Raw genomic sequence first — 22,114 nt, forward strand, 5'->3', positions numbered from 1 at the left:
CTGTGACTGGAGTTCAGACGTGTGCTCTTCCGATCTATCCAGGCCGTCGCGGGCCACGCCGACGCCCTCGGCGGCATGGTCTGGGCCTACATCGGACCCAGCCCGGCGCCGGAGCTGCCGAAGTTCGACGTCTACGTGGACCCCGGCTTCACCGACGTCGGCCACACGGTCCTGCCGTGCAACTGGCTGCAGATCATGGAGAACTCCGTCGACCCCCACCACGTCGAGTGGCTGCACGGCCGCTACTTCAAGTTCCTCGGCGAGCAGCAGGGGTTCCTCGCGCCGCCGGGCTTCCAGAAGCGCCACGAGAAGGTCGGCTTCGACGAGATGGAGTGGGGGATCCTCAAGCGCCGCGTGCTCGAGGGGATGAGCGAGGAGAACGACGACTGGGCCGTCGGCCACCCGCTCGTGTTCCCCTACTGCATGCGCGTCGGCGGGGCGGGCATCGAGCAGATGCAGATCCGCGTGCCGATCGACGACACCCACACCTGGGTCGCGTTCTACTCGAACCACCAGCCCCCCGGCATGACGGACCTCCCCGAGCAGGTCTACCCGGTCGACTACGAGTTCCCCTGGCTCGACGACCGCGGCGAGCACATCGTCGACTACATCGAGGGCCAGGACATCATGGCGTGGGTCACCCAGGGGGACATCAACGACCGGACCGGTGAGCACCTCGGCAAGTCCGACATCGGCGTCATCATGCTGCGGAAGATGTTCCGCGAGCAGATGGCCCGCGTCGCGGCGGGCGAGGACCCCACGGTCGGGTTCACCCGCGAGCCGCACGACCGCATCGGCCTGCCGTGCGAGAAGGACAAGTTCGGCGTCGACTACACCGAGTTCGCGCTCAGCTGGATCAGCGGCGGGTCCTCGCGGTACAGCCCCGCGATGGACCAGCTGAAGAAGCTGTACGTCGAGGCGGCGACGCTCCGCGGGGACGACTCCTGGTCGATGGCCCGCGCCGACGAGCTCATCGAGGGCTCCGCCGCCGAGGTGGCCCGCCGCAAGCGGCTGGCCCGGGACCGCGCATGAGGGCCGCCCCGGTCCCGGCCCACCGGCGCGAGCCGGCCTGGTCGAACCACGTCGAGGTGCCCGCCCCGGTCGCCGACCGCCGGCTCAGCGGCGAGCACTGGTGGGACCCCGACCGGATCGCCCACGCCCGGGACGCCCCGCGGTTCTGCCCGGCGTGCGGCGGCGGGCTGGACGGGCCCGGGTCCATCGCCGTCGAGTACTGGGAGGGCGAGCGTCGCGTGTACCACGTCCGCTGCGACGCCTGCCGCTGGTCGGGCGACGTCGCGAAGGTCGATCGGATGATCGGCCACGAGGCCCCCCATGGGTGAAGGACCGGCCGAGATCGACACCGTCCTGTTCGACTTCGGCGGGGTGGTGATCAGGACCCCGTTCGAGCTCGTCGACACCGACTGGCGCGGTCCGTTCGACCCCGAGGGCGATCCCCTCTGGGCGGCGTCGATGGCGGGGGAGATCACCGAGCGGGAGTACTGGCACCGGCGCTCCGCGTCGCTGCACCCCGACGTCGAGGACCCGACGTCCGCGTTCATGCGGGACCTGTACGACACCGACGAGTCGGTGGTCGTCCGCCCCGAGCTGCCCCGGCTGCTCGACGAGCTGCAGGGCGGCGGGCTCCGCACCGCCGTGCTGACCAACGACCTGGCCGCGTTCCACTCCGGCGCCTGGATCGAGCGGATGACCATCATCGACCGCTTCGACCCGCTGATCGACCTCTCGCACGTCGGGTTCCTGAAGCCGTCGCCCGAGGCGTTCGCCCACGGGTTGAAGGTCCTCGACGCCGATCCCGCCCAGGTCGTCTTCCTCGACGACCAGCCCCGCAACGTCGAGGGGGCGCGGGCGTGCGGGATCACGGCCGTCTGGTTCGACCCGACCGACGTGGAGGGCTCACTCGACGCCCTCCGCGCCACCCTCCGCTGACGCGTCCCCGAGGAGCACCGATGGAGCAGATCCCGCAGTTCATCGACGGCGAGCCGCGTGCGGCGTCGCGGACCTTCGAGACCATCGACCCGCACGCCCGCGCGCCGTGGGCCACCGTCGCCCACTCGACGCGCGAGGACCTCGACGCCGCGGTCACCGCTGCACGGCGGGCGTTCGACGACGGGCCGTGGCCGCGGATGTCGCCCGAGGCGCGACGCGACGTGCTCCACGCCGTGGCCGACGCGGTGATGGCCCACGCCGACGAGCTGGCCCGCCTGGACACCACCGACATGGGCAAGCCGATCAGCGCATCGACGGGCAAGGACGTCCCCCGCACCGCCCAGAACCTCCGGTTCTTCGGCGACTACGCGGCGATGGCCACCGACGAGCGGCTGCCGATGGCGTCGGGGCACCACGCCTACACGACCCACGACCCCGCCGGCGTCACCGCGTCGATCTCGCCGTGGAACTTCCCGCTGATGCTCGCGTCGTGGAAGATCGCCCCGGCGCTGGCCTTCGGCAACACCGTCGTCGCCAAGCCGGCCGAGCAGACGCCGGCGTCGTTGGCCCGGTTCGCCGAGATCGCCGTCGAGGCCGGCCTGCCGGCGGGCGTCCTCAACGTCGTCCAGGGCTTCGGCCCCGACGACGTCGGCGAGTGGCTGACGTCGGATCCGCGGATCGACCGGATCACCTTCACCGGCGAGTCGGGCACCGGCCGGGCGATCGGCCGCGCCGCGATGGCCAACCTGACGCCGGTGTCGTTCGAGCTGGGTGGGAAGGGCGCCAACCTCGTCTTCGCCGACGCCGACCTCGATGCCGCGGTCGACTGGTCGATCAAGGCCGTGTTCACGAACGCGGGGCAGGTGTGCCTGGCCGGCAGCCGGCTGTACGTCCAGCGCCCGGTGTACGAGGAGTTCCTCGCCCGCTTCGTCGAGGCGGCGGAGGCGATGGTGGTGGGCGACCCGATGGACCCGGCCACCGAGATCGGACCGCTCGCATCCGAGGAGCACTGGCGCAAGGTGGTGTCCTACCTGGACCTCGCCCGGGAGGAGGGTGCGAAGGTCCTGACCGGCGGGCGCGGGGAGGGGTGGGTCGTCACCCCGACCGTGCTGGTGGACGCCGACCCGGACGGACGCGTGTGCCGCGAGGAGATCTTCGGACCCATGGTGGTGGTGCAGCCCTTCGACGACGAGGACGAGGGCGTCGCGGTCGCCAACGACACGCCGTACGGGCTGAACGCGATGCTCTTCACCGAGGACCTGCGCCGCGCCCACCGCGTCGCCGGGCGGCTGCGCGCCGGCACGGTGTGGGTCAACTGCTTCTTCGTCCGCGACCTGCGGGCGCCGTTCGGCGGGGCGGGGGACTCCGGCATCGGCCGCGAGGGCGGCGCCTACAGCCGCGAGTTCTTCACCGAGCCGAAGGCGGTCGTCATCGAGGCGTGATCCCGTGCCCTACGGCGGCGTGCCGTAGGTGTGGGTGAACCGGTCGTCGTCGACGAAGCCCTCGAGCTCGAGCTCCGGGATCGGCGGCGCGGTGGCGACCCGCTCGATGGTGATGCGGAAGTCGCCGCCCTGGACGGGCTCCCGCGGCCCGATGGTCTGCTCGACGGCGAAGTACCGCGTGGACCAGAACGTCACCGTGACGCTGTCGGCCGTCACGGCCGTGTCGACCAGGATCCAGTACGGCGTGTTGTTGTTGAACTCGAGGTCCACGCCGGGGTAGTCGATCGTCGCCTCGCGCCCGGCCGGGTAGCGGTCGAACCAGTAGCTGTGGGGGGTGTGGGTGATGATGTCGACGCCGGCGAACCACATGGCGTTGAAGAACGTGGTGCCGAACTGGCTGACGCCCCCGCCGACGTCGGAGACGAACTCGCCCTCGAGGATCGCGCCGGCCGGGACGAAGCCCCGCTCGGCGGTCCGCTCGCCCACGCCGTGGTTGACATCGAGGTTGCCGCCCGGCGGGACGAGCGTCCCGTCCACGATCTCTGCGATCCGGTGGATGTTGGTGACCCGCCCCTCACCCGGCGTGTAGAAGGTCGTGTAGGTGCTGACCGGCTCGACGACGTCGAGCAGCGCGGGGTCCGGGCTGTTGATCGGCGTGCCCTGCACCGCGACGCTGGTCTCCCCCTCCACCGCGGCGCGCACGACCGCCTCGGCGGTCGCGGCCAGGTCGGCGTCGAGGCCCGGGGTGTTCACGGTGGCGACCAGGTCGCCGGTGATGCCCGACACGTCCGCGAGGCGCGGCTGGTCGGCGGGCCCGCCCGGCCCCTCCCCGCTCCCGCCCCGCTCGGGTGTGGGCGACCGGTTCTCGACGGACACGTCCATCTCCGGCGGGACGTCCGCCGCCTCGACGAAGTCGGCGAGCGCCGACGGGGGGTCCTCGACGTCGGCGACGATCTGCAGCCGTTCGCGCTGGATCGCGTCGGGGTCGACCTCGGTGGCGAGCAGGCCCCGGAGGTCGGCGCCCTGGAGGGTCAGGGTGGCGGGCTCCCGCAGGGGGACCATCTGGCCGTCGACGGTCTGGGAGTCCTCGGGCACCACGGACGCGGTGACCTCGATGGGCGTGGAGGTGATCCGCTCGATCTCGGCCACCGCCGCGTCGACCGAGGCCTGGGTGACGACCGGCTCGATCTCGGTGCCGTCGAGCTCGACGACCAGGGGAGAGGGCCAGTCGGCCGCCGGCGTGGTGGCGAGCCGCTCGAGCTCGGGGGTGACGGCCTCGCGGATCTGCACCTCGGTCACCTCGACGCCCGGGACGGGGTCGGTGACGTCCACCCCGGTGGCGGTGACGTCGATCGCCCCGTCCACCGGTTCGGCGGACACCGCGGCGACGGCGTCCGACAGGTCGACCTCGGTGACGGTGACCTCGACGGGCAGCTCGACGGTCCCCCCGCCGGTGTACCGGTCGAGCCAGCCGTCGAACCCGCGGGCCTCCTCGGCGGCGGTGCGGACCGGGTCGGTCTCGAGCTCCGCGCCGAGCTGGCCGGCCGGGATCGTGGTGTCACCGGCCGCGGTGCGCAGCTCGACGGACAGGCCGGTCAGCCGGGCACCGATGTCCTCCGCGACCTCGACGGCCTCCGCCGGGGTGGCCACGACCTCGCCGGCCACCGTCGTCCCCGGCGGCAGCCGGGTGAACGCGATCCGGAGCGCGATCCCGCCGGCCACCAGCACGAGGACCGCCACGACGCCGACGACCCACCAGATGCGGGCGTTCGACGAGGCGTAGCTGACGGTGGGGAAGTCATCCGACATGCGATCGCCCACGCTACGACGGCGACGTCCTGAACGCCCCGCGCCGGATGGATTCGACACCGCCACCAGCGGGAGGGAGGGGCCGGCGGATGGAATCGACAACCCCGAGGGGGGCGAGCTCCGCCCGGGCCACCTCAAGCGCCTCTCCTGTGCACTCGAGCCACAGAGGTGCGCTCCGCTCCCACCCCTCTCGGGGTGAGGATGTCGATTCCATCCACCGGGCCAGACCCGACGATGTCGATTCCATCCGCGCGCACCCTCGATCCCGCCGCCAGGCAGACTCGAGGGTGGGGAGGGGGAGGGTCAGACCGCGGCCACGTCCACCCCGACGTCGTCGGCACCCATCCCCTCGTCGGGGGTGACCTCGACCGACATCGCGAGGGTCTCGGCGGCGATCAGGTCGCGGTGGGCCTCGGCGGCGGGCACGCGGGAGGGGGCGACGCGGAGGGTGAGGGCGATCCGGTCGCTGACGTGCAGGTCCGCTGAGCGGCGGGCATCGGCGATCGCGCGGATCGCGTCGCGGGCCCACCCCTCCGCCTCCAGCTCCGCGGTCACGGTGGTGTCCAGCACGACGAACCCGCTCGCGCCCGGCAGGGGGGCGACGACGGATCCCTCCCCCGATCCCTCCACGACGGTGGCCAGGTCGTACTCGCCCTCGGTCAGCGCCACCCCACCGCACACGACCGTGCCGTCCTCGGCCACGGACCAGTCGCCGGACTTCGACGCGGCGATGACGCCCTGGACGTCCCGGCCCAGCCGCGGCCCGGCCGCGCGCGGGTTGACGCTCAGCTGCTCGGCGACCTGCACCCCCTCGGCGGCGGCCTGGTCGATCGAGACCAGCCGGACGGCCTTCACGTTGACCTCGTCGGCCAGCAGGCCCGTGAAGGCCTCGAGCGACGACGGCTCGGCCACCGCCACCGTCAGCGACGACAGGGGCAGGCGGACCCGCAACCGCTCGGCCTCGCGGATCCCGAGGGTGGCGGACGCGACGGCGCGGACCGACTCCATCTCCTCGACCAGCGCGTCGTCGGCGGGCAGCGCGTCGGGGTCCGGCCAGTCCTCCAGGTGGACCGACCGGCCACCGGTCAGGCCCCGCCAGATCTCCTCGGCCACCAGGGGGAGCAGCGGCGCGGCGACGCGGCACAGCACCTCGAGAGCCGGGTGGCGGGTGTCGACGGCGGCCGGGCCGTCGGCGGTCTCGGCGGCCCAGAACCGGGCCCGGGCCCGGCGGACGTACCAGTTCGTGAGGCTGTCCAGGGTGTCGGCGAACGCCCCGCAGGCCCCGGCGATGTCACCGGTCTCGAGGGCCGCGGTCACGTCGACGACCGTCCGGCGGACCCGGGCCAGCAGGTAGCGGTCCAGCACCTCGGTCGACGCCGTCGACCACGACCCCGACGTCCCCGCCGCGCCGGCGTAGAGCTGCAGGAAGTACCAGGTGTTCCACAGCGGCAGGATCACCTGGCGCACCGCGTCGCGGATGCCCTGCTCGGTGACGATCAGGTTCCCGCCGCGCAGCACCGGCGAGCTCATCAGGAACCACCGCATCGCGTCGGCGCCGTCGCGGTCGCACACCTCCCGGCCGTCCGGGTAGTTCTTGAGCGACTTCGACATCTTCCGGCCGTCGTCGCCGAGCAGGATCCCGTGGGCCAGGCAGGTCTCGAACGCCGGGCGGTCGAACAGCGCGGTCGCCAGCACGTGGAGGGTGTAGAACCACCCGCGGGTCTGGCCGTTGTACTCGACGATGAAGTCGCCGGGGAAGTGGTGCTCGAACCACTCGGCGTTCTCGAAGGGGTAGTGGACCTGGGCGAAGGGCATCGACCCCGACTCGAACCAGCAGTCGAGCACCTCGGGCACCCGCCGCATCGTCGACCGCCCCGTCGGGTCGTCCGGGTTCGGGCGGGTCAAGTCGTCGATGAAGGGCCGGTGCAGGTCGGTGGGTCGGACGCCGAAGTCCCGCTCGAGCTCGTCGAGGGACCCGTACACGTCGGTCCGCGGGTAGGTCGGGTCGTCGGACTGCCACACCGGGATGGGCGAGCCCCAGTACCGGTTGCGGCTGATCGACCAGTCCCGCGCGCCGGCGAGCCACTGGCCGAAGCTGCCGTCCTTGATGTGCTCGGGCACCCAGGTGATCGCCTGGTTGAGCTCGACCATGCGGTCGCGGAACGTCGAGACCGCCACGAACCAGGACGACACCGCCCGGTAGATCAGCGGGTTGTCGCACCGCCAGCAGTGCGGGTAGGGGTGCTCGTAGCTCTCGTGGCGGACCAGCAGGCCCTTCTCCCGCAGCGCCCGGACGATGGGGGTGTTCGCGTCGAAGACCTGCAGGCCGGCGAAGTCACCCACCTCGGCGGTGAACTCGCCGCGGCTGTCGACGGGGACGACCGGCTCGATGCCGGCGGCGTCGGTGACGACCTTGTCCTCCTCGCCGAAGGCCGGCGCGATGTGGACGATGCCGGTGCCGTCCTCGGCGCTGACGTAGTCCGCGGCCAGGACCACGTGGGCGTTCTCGCGGCCGGCGAAGTAGTCGAACGGCGGCGTGTAGGACCGGCCCAGCAGGTCGGCGCCGGTGAGCTGGGCGACCACGCGCGGCGACTCACCCAGCTCCGCTGCGTACCGGGCGACCGCCGCGTCGGCCAGGACCAGTCGCTGGCCGGCGAGGTCCCCCTCGGCCGGCTCGACGACCACGTAGGTCAGGTCGGGGTGGACCGCCGCCGCCAGGTTGGACGGGAGCGTCCACGGCGTCGTCGTCCAGATCAGCGCGAGCGCGCCGTCGAGCGCGTCGCCGGCGTCCGCCAGCCGCAGCCCGACGGTGACCGCCGGGTCCTGGCGCTGGCGGTAGACGTCGTCCATCCGCGTCTCGGTGTTGGACAGCGGCGTCTCGCAGCGCCAGCAGTACGCGAGCACGCGGAAGCCCTCGTAGACCAGGCCCTTGTCCCACAGGGCCTTGAAGGCCCACATGACCGACTCCATGTAGTCGGTGTCGAGGGTCTTGTAGTCCCCCTCGAAGTCGACCCAGCGCGCCTGGCGGGTGACGTAGGACTCCCACTCCGCGGTGTAGCGCAGCACCGAGGTGCGGCAGGCGTCGTTGAACACCTCGACGCCCATCTCCTCGATCTCGGACTTGTGGGAGATCCCGAGCTGGGACTCCGCCTCCACCTCCGCCGGCAGGCCGTGGCAGTCCCAGCCGAACCGCCGCTCGACCCGACGGCCCTGCATCGTGCGGAAGCGCGGCACGACATCCTTGACGTAGCCGGTCAGCAGGTGGCCGTAGTGCGGCAGGCCGTTGGCGAACGGCGGGCCGTCGTAGAAGACGTACTCGTTGTCGCCGTCCGTGCCCGCTGGTCGCGCCTCGACCGACGCGCGGAACGTGTCGTCCGCCTCCCAGTGCGCCAGCACCGCGGACTCGATGTCGGGGAACCGGGGGGAGGAGACGACCTCGCCGCCATGTCGGGGATAGGCCGTGCGCGGGTGCGCGGGGCTGGTCGGGCGGGGATCGGTGTGCGGGAGCGAGCTCATCGGGGGAGACCTCGGGCGGTGCGTCGTCGTCGACCGAGGACGACGACCCGCTGTGCGCGGGTCCCCGCGGTACCACCTCGCTTGCCCGCGCGCGGGCCACTCGTTGACGGCTGTGACGGGCCTACCCGACCGGGTCTACTGCCGCCGCGCTCGGCGGGTTCTTCCGGTGGCTCCCCGGTGATGGCCGGATCGACGCCTGTGGCCGCCATCGTAGCCGCGGCATCTCGTCGAGCCGCCCGGTCATCTCCTCCGCCGAGGCTGGACGTCCCCACAGGTAGCCCTGCCCGTACCGGCAGCCCACCTCGAGCAGGGCGCGTCGCTGCGCCTCGGTCTCGACGCCCTCGGCGACCACCTGCACATCGAGGGTGCTGCTGAGGGCCATGACGGCCCGCACGATCCCCGTGTCCACGTGATCGGTCGGGAGGCCGGCCACGAAGGTCCGGTCGATCTTCAGCCAGCGGATCGGCATGTCCCGCAGGTTCGCGAGGTTCGAGTACGACATCCCGAAGTCGTCGAGGGCCAGCGGGAAGCCGAGCTCGCCCAGCTCGCCGAGCGCCGCCGCGGCGCCGCTCAGCTCGGCGCTCTCGGTGATCTCGAGGAGCAGGGCGGCGGCCGGAACCCCGGCGGTGTCCACCGCCGCGCGCAGCTCCGCGGCGAGCTCGGGGCGCTGCAGCTGGTGGGGCGAGAGGTTCACGGACACCCGCAGGTGCGGGTTGCCACCCTCCCGCCAGCGGGCCAGCTGGGCGGCGGCGTGCCAGGCGACCCACCGGCCGATGTCGACGATGTCACCGGTCTCCTCGGCCAGCGGGATGAACTCCGCCGGCCCGATCACGCCCCGCACCGGGTGGTGCCAGCGGACCAGCGCCTCCACGCCGACGACCACCCCGTCGTCGAGGCGGACGACCGGCTGGTACTCGAGGCGCAGCTGCCGGGCGTCGACCGCGTGGCGGAGGTCCGAGCGCAGCTCGAGCCGCTCGACGGCCCGGCGCGCGGCATCGGCGTCGAAGAGCTCGATGCGGTTGCGCCCCCGCGCCTTGGCCTCGTACATCGCCGCATCCGCGTCGCGCATCAGCTCGCTCGAGGTCACGCCGCTCCCCCGGCGGCCGACCACGCCCCCGAAGCTCGCCCCGATCGAGGCACGCTCGCCGCCGATGGCGAGGGGCGCGGACAGCCGGGACAGGGCGCGGGCGCCGACGTCGGCGACCGCGTCGAGGTCGGCGACTCCGTCGAGGACGAAGAGGAACTCGTCGCCGCCGAGCCGGGCGAGCAGGTCGTGGGGCCCCGCGCAGCCGGCGAGGCGGACCGCGACCTCCTTCAGGACCTCGTCGCCCGCCTCGTGCCCGAGCCGGTCGTTGATCGCCTTGAACCCGTCGAGGTCGCAGAAGAGGACGCCCACCTGGCCGGGCGCCTCCGCCGTGAGCGCCGCATCCAGCCGGGTCCGGGCGAGCTCCCGGTTCGCGAGCTCGGTCAGCGGGTCGTGGGTCGCCCGCCAGCTGAGCTGCTGCTCGCGCTGCACCAGCGATGCGTACAGCTCGGCGTTCAGCATCGCCGCGCCGACGTGGGCGGCGAGCGCCTCGGCGACCACGATCGCGTTAGGGGTGAGGGGCGCGTGCCCGGACCGGATCGCGTACAGCAGTGCGACGGGGACGCCGTCGCGCATGACGGGGACGGCCAGCCGCGACTCCGGTCCGGTGCTGGCGCCGGCCGTGACCGAGCCGAGGGGGTCGCCCGCGTCGGCGGTCACCACGTACGGCTCGCCGCGCAGCGCGGATGGCCAGGCGTTGACCCGGTCGACCGGCCGGGGCCAGCTGGCGACGGCGGCCGGCGGCAGGTCCCGGTGGGCGCGGAGCGTCGCGGTCCCGTCCTCGATCGACACCACCCCCGCCCGGTCGCCGGCGGTGATGTCGCGGATCAGGTCCGCGGCGACCTCGAAGACGCCGTCGAGGTCGCGCTGGTGCACGAGCCGGTGCCCCCAGGTCGCGAGCTGCTCGAGGGCGGTGTTGCGCTGGTGCAGCTCGAGGGTCATGTCGAGGTGGCGGGCCAGCGCGTCGAGCAGCGAGAGGTCGTCGTCGGTGAACGGCCGTGGTCCCGCCCGGCGGAGGACCAGCAGCTCGCGCCGTCCCTGCCCCGACCCGAGGGGCACCCACGCGGTGGCCGCGGCGCGCTCGTCGGACGGGCGGGCGTCGCCTGCGGACCCATCGGACCGGGTGCTCCGTCCCGTCAGGAGCGCGCGGTGAGCGCCGTCCGGGAGCGGGAGGGGATCGCCGCGGTCGTCAGCGGCCTCGTCCGGGGCGTGGGGGTAGAGGACCGACTGGCTCGCGGTGGCGAGCACCGCCTCGTCGGCGCCGACCGCGGTCGCCACCCGGGCGAGGGCGTCAGCGGACAGCCACCCCTGCCCGGACGGGTCCGACAGGGCGAGCAGCAGCGGACCGAGCGCCGCGGCGGTCGGCGGGGTCGCGATCGGGTCGTCGGTCGCCCGCGGTTGGGGGCCCACGGTGGGGTGATCGGCACGCCGGACGGCGGACTGAAGGGCCGTCGGGGGCCGGCTGGCGTGGGTTCCGGTCGGTCGGGACGGCTCTGCTCAGGACCGACTGCGTACCTGTCGGACAGGGTGGTACGACGCCCGAGATCCTGCGCGGGCGCTGGGCCTGCAGCGATCGTTACGGGGTCCCACCCGTCCATCCGGCCCCTTGCCCGATGGGTACAGATGGGTCAGCGGCCGCCCGGCGTCCCCTGGATAGCGTGTTGCGGGCTATGGATAACACCCGCAAGCATCATGGGAACTTTCGCACGCACATGAGGTGGACGACCCTCGTGCGTGGCGCGGCCGTGCTGGCCATCGCCGCCGCCGTCCAGCTCCTGCCCGCGTCCCCTGCGTCCGCGTCCTCGGCTCCGGCGGAGAGCCCCGGCTGCGAGACCTACGGCTGCCTCTACGAGCACTGCCCCACGCACTACAGCCGCGGCGGTGACGCGGACTGCGCCTACGGCGTCGCCTACCAGCGGCTGCCCGACGGGCCCGATGGCCGGCGGTTCGTCGGCGTCCAGTGGCCCGGCCACTACGACCCCGCGCGCCGGCACATGTGGGACGAGGTCGCGTACTGCGAGTCGACCTGGCGCTGGGGCTACGACGGCGCCTCGGGCTTCGACGGCGGCCTGCAGTTCACCCCCTCGACCTGGCGCGCCTACGGCGGCCACGAGTACGCCCAGTACGCCTACCAGGCCACCCCCGAGCAGCAGATCGACATCGCCGAGCGCGTCGCCTTCCACGGACACGCCGGCAACGGCCCGCAGGGTCGCGGCGCGTGGCCCCACTGCGGCCACCACGTCAGCGCCCCGTAGACCCCGCTTCCCCACGAACCCCTGACACGACGGCCACCCGAGCGGGTGGCCGTCGTCGTGTGCGGGGAGGGACGCCGGGGGGAGGGAGGTCGGCGTGGCGAGGTCGGGTCCCGCTCATCGCCCCGTGGGCGCATGGCGGCGGGCTCGTTCGCCGGGCTGTTCCCGTCATCGACCCATGGGTGCCTGGCGAGTGTGGACGGCTGGTGGTGGGCCCCGTCATCGCCCCGTGGGCGCACGGCGGCCCGCACGCCGCCGCGGCTGTTCCCGTCATCGACCCGTGGGTGCCTGATCGCGACGGGGACCGGCGTGCCATCCTCGCGCGACCGAGGCGTGCGACCCCCGGTCAGCGCAGGCTGCGGTGGGCCTGGCCGTGAGGAGCGGTCTCGGCGACCACGCGGCCGTCGCGGGCCAGGAGGAACACCTCGCCGGAGAGGCCGGAGGTGGACGGCATCCCGGAGGTGGCGAGGGAGCGGTGGATCGAAGGGCGACTCGTTGGCCAGCCACACCGCGTCGAGCGCGGTGACCGCGTCGCGGAATGCCCGGCGGCCGGCGTCGTCGAGGTACGCCAGCACCGCGGTGTGGAACACCACCAGCGACGCGTCGGCCGGCGCCTCCGCGGCCACCTCGGCCAGCCGCTCGGTGGCGTCGCCGCGGACCACCCGCGGCGGGTCGGTGGCAGCGAGCGCCAGGGCTGCCCGCAACCGCTCGCGCCGCTCCTCGTGCTCGGGCCACACCAGCGCGGTCAGCCAGGCGACGGCGTCGGGGTCGTCCGCGGACAGGGGGTTCAGGTCGATGCCGGCGCGCCACACCACCTCTGGCACCCGTTGCGGGATGTCGTCGACGTCGCCGATCGCGCAGGGGAGCCGGACCGGGCTGGGCCCGTCGGCCGGGTCCAGCTCCGTCGTGCCGTCTGCGTGGGGGTAGCGGTAGCCGTAGCGGTCCGGGAACAGGCAGAGGCCGGCGGCGGCACCCACCTCGAGCAGGGCGATCGACCCCTCGACGGCGGCCAGGGCCGGCAGCAGCGCCGCGCAGCGACCCGGCTCGTTGGTCTGCGTGGCCCGCACGGCGGCGACCGCCGCCACCTCGTCCCAGCGGTCCAGCAGCCAGGGCGCAGGTCGGCGTAGGCGCCGACCGGGGCGCCGAGGTGGCGTGCGGCGGCGAAGACGAGGTTCGGCTGCCGCTTGGGCGGCGGCAGGCGGTCGATCAGCGCGACGACCGCCCCGTCGTGGGCGATCCCCCGGGCCCACCCCTCGTAGACCGCCGAGCGCCCCGCCGCCTCGTGGTCGGCGAACGTGGCGTACCGCTCGGCGGTGCCGAGGTCGGTGGAGGCCGAGCGCACGGGCGGCGGGCTGCCGTCAGCCGTCAGCCGTCAGCCGGCAGCCGGTGCCCGGTCGCGCAGGAAGACCGGCTCCTCCGGGGTGGACCGCTCCCGGTCGTAGCGGTAGCCGGCCCCGTCGAACTCGCGGATCGCCTTGATGGTCCGGGCCCGGTTGACCACCAACCACGCCGCCATCTCGCCACGTGCCCGCTTGGCGAAGAACGACACGATCCGGTACGAGCCGTCCGTCCCGCGGTCGAGGAACCGCGGGCTGATGACCCGCCCCTCCAACCGGTCGGGCCGGACCGCGGTGAAGTACTCGTTGGACGCGAGGTTGACCACCACGTCGGGGCCGGGGGACTCGGCCAGGTCGGCGTTCAGCGCGTCGGTGATCCGCTCCCCCCAGAAGTCGTACAGGGTGTCCCCGCGGTCGGTCCGCAGCTTGGTGCCCATCTCGAGCCGGTACGGCTGCATCAGGTCGAGGGGGCGGAGGACCCCGTAGAGCCCGGAGAGGATCCGGACCGTCTTCTGCGCCTCGGTGTGGTCCCGCTCGTCGAAGCGGCCCCGCGGGTCCATGCCCTGGTAGACGTCACCGGTGAAGGCGAGGACCGCCGGGCGGGCGTTCCGCGGCGTGAACGGGGTCGTGAAGTCCTGGTAGCGCTGCACGTTCAGGGCGGCGAGCTCGTCGGAGATGCCCATCAGCTCCGCCACCTCGTCCGGGGTCTTCTGCCGCATCACCGCGATCAGCCGCTCGGCCTCGTCGAGCATGCGCGGCTCGGACCGCTTCCGCGTCGGCAGCGGCGATTCGTAGTCGAGGGACTTCGCGGGGGACAGCAGCGTGATCACGACCCCACTGCATACCCCAGCCCGCGCCATCGTGCACGTCAGCCGGGGGAGGCCCAGAGGGTGACGTCCTCCCCGGCGATCCGGGTCTGCCAGCGGCGGGTGAGGGCCGGGCGGATCTGGCCGGCCAGCGCGTCGGACGCGGTGAGGACCGCCAGGCGCCAGCCGAGGCGGCCCGCCAGGTGACCGAGGGCGGCGTAGAGGTCCCGCAGGTCGCCAGCCCCGTCGATCCGGCGGCCCCACGGCGGGTTGGTGACGATCCACCCGTGCGGCAGTCCGTGGGGGAGGGTCGCGGGGGAGTCCGACAGGCTCGCCTCGGCCACGACCACCCCGCCGCCGACCCCTGCGCGGCCGGCGTTCTCCACGGTCGCGGCGACCGCGCCGACGTCGCGGTCGCTCGCCCAGATCCCCGCCGGGTCGGGGGGCGGCGGGACCGGGGTCACGGCGGTCGACGCCCACGTCCCCGGTGCGAACGACGGCCAGGCCTCGAGGGCGAGGGGCCGGCCGGCCGTCGGCGGGCGACCGGTCGCGATCAGGACCGCCTCGATCGGGATGGTCCCGGATCCGCACAGCGGGTCCAGCAGCGGTGCGGTGCCGTCCCAGCCGATCGTCCGGAGGGCCGCCGCGGCGACTGTCGGCGGCAGCGGCGCCTTCGCGGTGTCGCGCCGCCAGCCGCGCCGGTCGAGGGACTCGCCGACCGCGTCGACGCGGACCGTGGCCAGGTCGTCGGCGATCCGCACGTCGATCCGCACGTCGACCCGCTCGTCGGGGCCCTCGCCCGCGCCGACCGCTCCACCGACCGCGTCGGCGACCGCCGCCTCCACCCGCTGGGCGATCGCGCCGGTGTGGTACAGCCGGGCGCGCTCGCTGCGGGCGCGGACCTCGACGGTGGCGCCGACCGGCACCCACGCCGCCCACGCGACGGCCGCGAGCCCGTGCTCGAGCTGGGCGAAGGTCCGCGCGCGGAACCGGTCGGCGACGACCAGGATCCGGGTGGCCGTCCGCGACCACCGCGCGGCCGCGTACACCCCGCGGGGCGGGGCGGTGAACCCGACGATGCCCGGCCCCGGGGTCCCCGGCGACCCGCCGAGCTCGGCGAGCTCGTCGGCGCACAGCGCCTCGAGGCCGGGTCGGGTCACGGCGAGGGCGTGCAGGTCGGAGCGGCGGGCCACGCCGCCATCATGCACCCCGCGCCGCACGCCCCTGTCGGCTCAGCGCGTGCGGGCCGCGGCGGTGGCCACCCGTCCGGGGGTCTCGCCGACGGTCACCGCCAGGCCGATCGCCTCCCGGTAGCTCAGCTCGGCCCCCTCCGCCTTCGCGCGGTCGAGCACCGGCGCGGGCAACCCGTCGGCGATGAGCGCGCGGTGGCGCGGCCCGTCGATCGGGTCCATCCGGGCGGGGTGGAAGCCCATCCGGGCGCCGAGGGAGTCGACCGCGCCGAGCAGCACCGCCCCCTCGTAGAGACGGCCGAGCTGCCCGGCGATGCCGGCCATCGTGTGGAGGCCGGCGATGGTGGAGGAGCGATCGCCCTGGGTGGCCAGACGCCGGATCGTGTCCGCCAGCAGCGGCCCGGCCTCGGCGGCACGGCCGACGTCGAGCAGGGTCTTGGCCATGATCCACCCCGAGGAGCCGTGGATGTAGCCGTGCTTCCAGCGCTCGGCCCGCTCGCGCGACCGCTCGAGGGTCGCCAGCGCCTCGTCCACCCGCCCCTGGGCGCGACGGACCTGCCCGCGGACCATCTCGAGCTCGGCGAGCACCCACTCGGGCAGCTCCGCACGGGCCTCGGCCGCATCCAGCAGCTGGTCTGCGACGTCGACGCGCCCGAACGCCCCCTCGAAGTACGCCAGGTACCCGTCGGCCAGGGCCCACAGGACCACGTCGCCGGACGCCTCGGCTGCGGCGACCGCTCCGCGGATCGCGTCCTGCGCGGTCGGCAGGTCACCGGAGAGGTACGCCCCGAGGGACATGCCGACGTAGGCCTGCGCCAGCTCGGCGCGGTCGACGTCGTCGGTGACGGCCTCGAGGGCGCGGGTCAGCCACCGGTTGCCCTCGGCGACCTGGCCCAGGCGGAACCACGACCACGACAGGTCGCCGCAGATCCGGATCGATGCGGCCACGTCGCCGGTCGCCTCGGCGTGGGCCAGGGCCGACCGGAGGTTGTCGCGTTCGAGGGCGGCGAGGTTCCAGGGGGCGTCGTCGCCAAGGTACCGCCCGGCGATCTCGCGGGCGATCGAGATCGCCCAGTCGAGGTGCCGGTCTGCCAGGGCCGCCCACGCGTCCTCGCCGATCCGGGTGCGGCAGTACTGGCGGATCGTCTCGAGGACGCGGAAGCGCCGCTCGCCACGTGCGTCGAGGGTGGTGACCATCGACTTGTCCACCAGCGACGCGAGGACCGTGGCGGACCGGGTCAGCGGCGTCCCGGCGACGGCTGCCAGCGCCTCCAGGCTGAACCCGCCGGAGAAGATGGCCGCGGCGTGCATCGCCTCGCGCTCGTCCTCGTCGAGCAGCGCGTAGCTCCAGCCGATGGCGTTCGCGAGCGTCCGGTGGCGCGGCACGGCCACGCGGCTGCCCTCGCTGAGCAGCCCGAACCGGTCGTCGAGCAGGTCCACCACCTGCTGCAGCGACAGCGCCGACAGGCGGCCGGCGGCCAGCTCGATGGCGAGGGGGATGCCGTCGAGGGCGCGGCAGATCGACTCCACCAGCGGGCGCGTCCGGTCGTCCAGCTCGAAGGAGGGGTCGGCCAGGGCGGCGCGGTCGGCGAAGAGCAGCTCCGCCTCGCCCGCGACCTCCCCGGAGCCGGACGGCAGCGACGGGATCACCAGGATCTGCTCGCCGGGGACGCCGAGCGGTTCCCGGCTGGTCGCCACGATGCGCAGCTGCGGGCAGGCGCGCAGCAGGTGCGCCGTCGCCGTCGCCGCGGCGTCGACGACGTGCGCGCAGTTGTCGAGCACGAGCACCGCGCTGCGGGCGGCCAGCGCCTCGACCAGCGCGACCAGGGGCTCGTCGGTCGTCGCCACGCCGAGGGCCTGGGCGATGGCGTTCGGCACCATCGCCGCCTCGGTGAGGCCGGCCAGCTCGACCACCCACGGCCCGTCTCCGTGGGACCCGGCCCGCCGGACGGCCTCGATCGCCAGGCGGGTCTTGCCGACGCCGCCCACCCCGGTGAGGGTGAGGAGGCGCCCGGTGCCGAGCAGTCGCGCGACGACCTCGAGCTGGGCGGCACGGCCGACGAAGCTGGTCAGGGGCGTCGGCAGGTTTCCGCCGGGTCGCAGCACCGCGGCGGTGGAGGGGGCGGCGACGGCGCCGGCGGCGGCCCACTCCGGCGGCACCACGTGCGGGGCGGTGACGTCCCCGCCGGCGAGGTCACCGTCGACCGTCGCGGATGTGGCCACCGCACCGGGTGGCAGCCCGCCGTCCGCCAGCGGATCCCCGGTCAGCAGCCACGGCGCCTGGGAGAGGACGGCCTCGTGCACCCTGCGGAGCTCGGGACCCGGGTCGATGCCGAGCACCCCGACCAGGTGGCTGCGGACGGCCGCGAACCGGTCCAGCGCGTCGGCCTGCCGGCCGGCCCGGTACAGGGCCACCATGGTCAGCGCGGCGACGGGTTCGTCGTCGGGTGCGCGGTCCGCGGCGGCGACCAGCTCGTCGAGGACGGCGTGGTGCTCGCCCTGGCCCAGCCGGATCCGCCACAGCAGGCACTCCGCCTGTCGCCGTTGCGCCGTCAACCGCGCGCCGGCGGCGACGGCGAACGGCAGGTCGGCGAGGTCGGCCAGCGCGTCGCCGCGCCACAGGGCGAGCGCGTCGGCGAGCACCGCCCCGGCCCCGGCCGGGTCGGTCGTGATCTGCTCGCGAGCGCGCCCGACCGCGTCCCCGAACGCGGTCGCGTCGACCGCGTCGGGTGCGACGGCCAGCCGGTAGCCGCCGTCGACCCGCGGCAGGGCAGCGGCGCCGAGCGCGGTGCGGAGGCGGGAGAGGTAGGCGCGCAGCGTCCCCGCGGCCGTTGCGGGCGGGTGGTCACCCCACAGCGCCTCGTGCAGGCGTGCCGAGGTCAGCACGGCGCCCGGAGTCGTCGCGAGGACGGCCAGCACCCCGCGCTGCAGGCGGCTGCCGAGGGGGAGGGGCGCGCCACCCCGGGTGGCGGTGACCGGCCCGAGGAGGCCGATCCGGAGATCCGCGGACGGGCTCTCCACCTCAGAAGTTGCGGTCACGCGGGCTGCTCCACACGACGGGCCCTGAGGACCCCGACCCCATGCCGACGGACCCGCCGGCAGCGCTGCGGGAACGCGGCGCGCCGGCCACTGTACGCCTCCCTCCCCCGCGCGACCAGTGCGGTCGTCGGCGTTCGTGGTTGCACCGGCGTTGCAGACGGGTTGCCCGCCGCCGAACCCGCCGCGGGCAGCACGCCGGTGCCCGACAGTGCCCCCACCACACCAGACCCGCGTCCCGCCCGGGGCGCCCGCACCAGGAGACCCCGCGCCGTGACCGACCTCGCCACCCCCCTCGTCGACGCGGTGCGCGCCGCGCTGGCCGCCGTGCCACCCGAGGAGGGGGCGGGGGTGGTAGTGACCGTCGGCGGGCAGGAGGTGACGGCGCGGGCGGCGACGACACCACGGCCGGTCGGTGCGGACGTGGTCGGGCTGCTGGTCGTCGCCGCCGTGGACGGCCTCATCGCCCAGGGCCTGCTGTCGCCCGGCACGACGGTGGGCGAGTGCGTCCCAGCCAGCTCGCTCCCCGCCGGGGTCGAGGCCACCGACACAGTCCAGGACCTGGTCGACCGCCTGGGCGCAGGCCCCCCGGAGCGCCGCGCGGCCGTGGTCGAGGTCCTCGGCCGGGTGCTGAACGCGTCGAGCGGGCTGACCGTCGTCGAGGCGGTCCGCCGCGAGGTCACCGACCCGCTCGCGATGCGCGATACGGGTCCGGCGTCCCAGGTGGAGCTGTTCGCCGCCGACGTGGCCGCCGACCCCGGGGTGGAGCGGTGGGAGACCACCCCCGCCGACCTGGTCCGGATCACCGGCACCTCCCAGTGGGGTGCGCTCGTCCAGACCGGTGCGGTCAGCCGGCACGGACCGGCGGGGCGCACCGGTGCCGCCGGGGTGTGGACGTACGACGGGGCACCGGTGGCCGTGGCGTGCGTGGGGGGTGGCGGCGCCGTCCTCGCGGCCCTCGACCAGCTCTTCGCACCCACGGGCTGACCCCGCTGGTTGCAGCGGTGTTGCACGGCCGCTGCACGGCCGCTGCACCGGGTCCTGAGCGGTCTCGGTGGCCGCGGACCCCACCTACCGTCCCAGCCCGTCGGACGTCACGGCGACCCCCCGCGGTCCGACACCACCACCAACCCCACAGGAGCAACCCCATGCACCGCAGGATCACCGCGCTGGCGATCGCCGCACTGCTCGTACTCGCCACGGCCTGCAGCGACGACGCCGCCGAGACCACCGACACCGCCCCCGCGGCCAGCGTGGCCACCGAGTCCGCCGCGTCCATCACCGTCACCGGCGTCGACTACGCCTTCGAGGGCCTGCCCGCGGAGATCGCGGCCGGCACCATGGTCACCTTCACCAACGGCTCGGACGTCGAGGCCCACGAGCTGGTGCTCGTCCGCCTCCCCGACGACGAGGACCGCCCGGTCACCGAGCTGATCGAGGGGTTCGAGCCCACCGAGGAGCCGGCGCTCGTCAGCGTCGCCGCCCCGGGTGAGGAGGGCCAGGTCTTCGTCGGCGACGGCGTCGTCACCGAGCCGGGCCGCTACGCCGTCGTGTGCTTCCTCCCCGTCGGCGCCGACCCCGAGGCCATCCTCAGCGGCACCGGCCCCACCGAGTCCGACGCCCCGCCGCACGCCGCGGAGGGCATGGTCGCCGAGGTCGTGGTCTCGTGACGATCCGCCACGACGCCCTGCGGGGCCGCACCGCCCGGCTCGTCCTGCTGCTGGTGGTCCTCGCCCTGCTCGCCACCGCCTGCGGCGGCGGCGACGGGGGTGAGGACGCCGGCGACGAGGGTGACGACACCGCGCAGGAGGGCTCCGACGACGAGGGCTCCGACGACGAGGGCTCGGACGACGAGTCGGCCGACGACCCCGAGCCCAGCCAGGACGAGGCGACGGAGGACGACGACGAGGAGCCCACCGAGGAGCCCGCGGCGACCGAGGAGCCGGCGGTGACCGCCACCGCCGAGCCCACCCAGCCGGCCGCCCCACCGGCGCCGGCGCAGGACCAGACGATCTTCTCCTCCGAGGTCCCGATGACCGCCCCCGGCGGTGCGCCCTACACCGAGTACACGACCGTCACCGACGACACCGGCCGCATCACCGTGGAGATCCCCGCGGAGTGGACCGACGTCGACGGCGCCCCGATCGACTTCGAGGACACGACGATCTCCGACATCCGCGCCAGCACCGACCTCGCGGCGTTCGCCGCCGGGTGGGACGTGCCTGGCGTCGCCGTCACCGCCGGTGACGTCGACCGGAGCGTCGAGGAGGTCCTCGACGGCGAAGCCGGCGGCTTCACGTCGTCTTGCACCCCACTCCCCCGACAGCCCTACGCCGACCCCCTCTACACCGGGTCCTTCGACACCTACTCGAACTGCGGCGGCACCGAGACCGCCTACGTCATCGTCGCCGCGCGCGCCCACGACGGCACCGGACCCCTCATCGAGGTCCAGGTCCAGCTGCTCGGCGAGCGCGACGTGGAGGCCCTCGACCGGATCCTCCAGAGCTTCGTCGCCGCCTGACGCCGACGTTCGGCGCGATCGGGGCCTACTTCGCCGTGAGGCGAGGCAGGCCCCGATCGTGACCTACCTCGCTGCCCGGCCAGACCCCGTTCGCGCTGGCTGCTTGCCCCCCACCGGGCCACCCGCGACCCTTGGCGCCCGTGGACGTCCTCGCCGCCGCCCTGCCGATCCTCGTCGTGCTCGTCGCGATGGTCGCCGTCCGCTGGACCGCCGCACGGGCGGGCCTGGTCGGGCTGGCCATCACCCTGGTCCTGGCCGTGACCACGTTCGGGCTCGGCACGGACGTCCTCCCCGACGTGGGGGTGGCCGGCGCGGTCGGCGGGGCCCTCCTCGAGGCGGTCTTCACCGCCGTGGTGATCCTGTGGATCGTCGTCCCGGCCCTCGCGATCCACAACCTGCAACTGCGCACCGGCGGGACGGAGGTCCTGCGCGGCGCCCTCGCCCGGCTGTCCCGCGATCCCCGGGTGACCGCCCTGCTGGTGGCCTGGACCTTCGCGCTGTTCATGGAGGGCGCCGCCGGGTTCGGCGCGTCGGTCGCACTCGCCGCCCCCTTCCTCGTCTCGGCGGGCTTCTCCCGCGTCGCCGCGGTCACCGCCGCGCTGATCGGCCACTCCGTCGGGGTGTCCTTCGGCGCGGTCGGCACACCGGTGCTGCCCCAGATCACCGCCACCGGCCTGTCCGGGCTCGAGCTGTCCCGGGCGGCTGGGACCTACCACGCCCTCCTCGGCTGGCTCCCCCTCCTGGTCGTCGTCTGGCTCGTCACCCGCATGGCCACCGCGGAGGGGTGGGAGGGGCTCGCGCCACGCCGCACGGTCGCGATGCTGACCGCCGTCGCCGCGGCCGGCTTCCTCCTCCCCTATGCCGGGCTGGCCCTGGCCGTGGGTCCCGAGCTCCCCACCCTCGGCGGCGCCCTCGTCGGCGGCGGCCTCCTGATCGCGGTGCTCGTCGTCGGCCGTCGCCGCGGCCTGGTCCCCGTCCCCACCGCCGCGCCCGCGGGCGCACCCGCCCCCGGCACCCCGGCCGGGTCCCTCGCCCGCCCCGTCGACGACGTGGCGGCCCCCACGTCGGGACGTGCCCGCGCCCTCGGCGGCGCGCCCTACCTCGTGCTGGTCGGAGTTGTGCTGGTCACACGGCTCGTCGCGCCGCTACAGCACGCCCTCCGGAGCGGGTGGTG

Annotated in this window: 15 protein-coding genes and 2 pseudogenes; 9 read left to right on the forward strand and 8 right to left on the reverse strand. The window is 74.5% G+C overall.

Annotated elements, in window-relative coordinates; translation table 11 throughout:
• Positions 1-21 precede the first annotated feature (21 nt).
• Genes ACEQ2X_RS16995 through ACEQ2X_RS17010 form a run of 4 tightly spaced genes read left to right on the forward strand, consistent with a single transcriptional unit; the run spans position 22 to position 3,389 of the window.
• Positions 22-1,032: an aromatic ring-hydroxylating dioxygenase subunit alpha gene (locus tag ACEQ2X_RS16995; RefSeq protein ID WP_372530572.1), complete on the forward strand. Its 1,011-nt coding sequence runs from the start codon at positions 22-24 to the stop codon at positions 1,030-1,032.
• Entirely contained in the window at positions 1,029-1,340 is a 312-nt protein-coding gene (locus ACEQ2X_RS17000; RefSeq protein ID WP_370327028.1) for a hypothetical protein, read from the forward strand. The genes ACEQ2X_RS16995 and ACEQ2X_RS17000 overlap by 4 nt, the downstream gene beginning before the upstream one ends.
• Complete coding sequence (locus ACEQ2X_RS17005; RefSeq protein WP_370327029.1) at positions 1,333-1,947, forward strand: HAD-IA family hydrolase; 615 nt, start codon at positions 1,333-1,335, stop codon at positions 1,945-1,947. Before ACEQ2X_RS17000 ends, ACEQ2X_RS17005 begins: the two co-directional genes overlap by 8 nt.
• Before the next feature lie 20 nt (positions 1,948-1,967).
• Entirely contained in the window at positions 1,968-3,389 is a 1,422-nt protein-coding gene (locus ACEQ2X_RS17010; RefSeq protein ID WP_370327030.1) for an aldehyde dehydrogenase, read from the forward strand.
• Positions 3,390-3,398: 9 nt separating this feature from the next.
• Here the strand turns inward: ACEQ2X_RS17010 and ACEQ2X_RS17015 are convergent, their stop codons facing one another.
• The 3 genes from ACEQ2X_RS17015 to ACEQ2X_RS17025 form a co-directional block, all read right to left on the reverse strand.
• A complete protein-coding gene (locus tag ACEQ2X_RS17015; protein WP_370327031.1) occupies positions 3,399-5,198 on the reverse strand; it encodes a VanW family protein in 1,800 nt (599 codons plus the stop codon).
• A gap of 303 nt (positions 5,199-5,501) precedes the next feature.
• Entirely contained in the window at positions 5,502-8,714 is a 3,213-nt protein-coding gene (gene ileS, locus ACEQ2X_RS17020) for an isoleucine--tRNA ligase (RefSeq protein ID WP_370327032.1), read from the reverse strand.
• Positions 8,715-8,835: 121 nt separating this feature from the next.
• Complete coding sequence (locus ACEQ2X_RS17025; protein ID WP_370327033.1) at positions 8,836-11,208, reverse strand: putative bifunctional diguanylate cyclase/phosphodiesterase; 2,373 nt, start codon at positions 11,206-11,208, stop codon at positions 8,836-8,838.
• Positions 11,209-11,528: 320 nt separating this feature from the next.
• On the opposite strand from ACEQ2X_RS17025, the gene ACEQ2X_RS17030 reads away from it, so the two are divergent.
• Entirely contained in the window at positions 11,529-12,053 is a 525-nt protein-coding gene (locus ACEQ2X_RS17030; protein ID WP_370327034.1) for a transglycosylase family protein, read from the forward strand.
• Between the two features lie 539 nt (positions 12,054-12,592).
• Here ACEQ2X_RS17030 and ACEQ2X_RS17035 read toward each other — a convergent pair.
• From ACEQ2X_RS17035 to ACEQ2X_RS17055, 5 genes and pseudogenes are all read right to left on the reverse strand, one after another.
• Positions 12,593-13,300, reverse strand: a pseudogene (locus ACEQ2X_RS17035) (DUF2332 family protein); the annotation flags it as partial.
• Positions 13,252-13,392: pseudogene (locus ACEQ2X_RS17040) on the reverse strand (DUF2332 domain-containing protein); the annotation flags it as partial. The pseudogenes ACEQ2X_RS17035 and ACEQ2X_RS17040, both read right to left, overlap by 49 nt.
• A 30-nt stretch (positions 13,393-13,422) precedes the next feature.
• Complete coding sequence (yaaA, locus tag ACEQ2X_RS17045; protein ID WP_370327035.1) at positions 13,423-14,217, reverse strand: peroxide stress protein YaaA; 795 nt, start codon at positions 14,215-14,217, stop codon at positions 13,423-13,425.
• A 38-nt stretch (positions 14,218-14,255) separates the two neighbouring features.
• Positions 14,256-15,386, reverse strand: a complete 1,131-nt coding sequence (locus ACEQ2X_RS17050) for a class I SAM-dependent RNA methyltransferase (protein WP_370327036.1) — start codon at positions 15,384-15,386, stop codon at positions 14,256-14,258.
• A 39-nt stretch (positions 15,387-15,425) separates the two neighbouring features.
• Positions 15,426-18,422: a BTAD domain-containing putative transcriptional regulator gene (locus ACEQ2X_RS17055; protein ID WP_370327037.1), complete on the reverse strand. Its 2,997-nt coding sequence runs from the start codon at positions 18,420-18,422 to the stop codon at positions 15,426-15,428.
• Between the two features lie 270 nt (positions 18,423-18,692).
• Here ACEQ2X_RS17055 and ACEQ2X_RS17060 point away from each other — a divergent pair, with 270 nt between their 5' ends.
• The 4 genes from ACEQ2X_RS17060 to ACEQ2X_RS17075 form a co-directional block, all read left to right on the forward strand.
• Entirely contained in the window at positions 18,693-19,406 is a 714-nt protein-coding gene (locus tag ACEQ2X_RS17060) for a hypothetical protein (protein WP_370327038.1), read from the forward strand.
• A 161-nt stretch (positions 19,407-19,567) separates the two neighbouring features.
• Positions 19,568-20,089 (forward strand): hypothetical protein, encoded by a 522-nt coding sequence (locus ACEQ2X_RS17065; RefSeq protein ID WP_370327039.1) that lies wholly within the window; start codon positions 19,568-19,570, stop codon positions 20,087-20,089.
• Positions 20,086-20,940, forward strand: coding sequence for a hypothetical protein (locus ACEQ2X_RS17070; protein ID WP_370327040.1), 855 nt, complete (start codon positions 20,086-20,088; stop codon positions 20,938-20,940). Before ACEQ2X_RS17065 ends, ACEQ2X_RS17070 begins: the two co-directional genes overlap by 4 nt.
• A 140-nt stretch (positions 20,941-21,080) precedes the next feature.
• Positions 21,081-22,114: L-lactate permease (locus ACEQ2X_RS17075; RefSeq protein WP_370327041.1), on the forward strand; the 1,034-nt coding region annotated here is incomplete at its 3' end.

Origin of the sequence: Euzebya sp. (genome assembly GCF_964222135.1) — a bacterium.
Lineage (GTDB): Bacteria > Actinomycetota > Nitriliruptoria > Euzebyales > Euzebyaceae > Euzebya.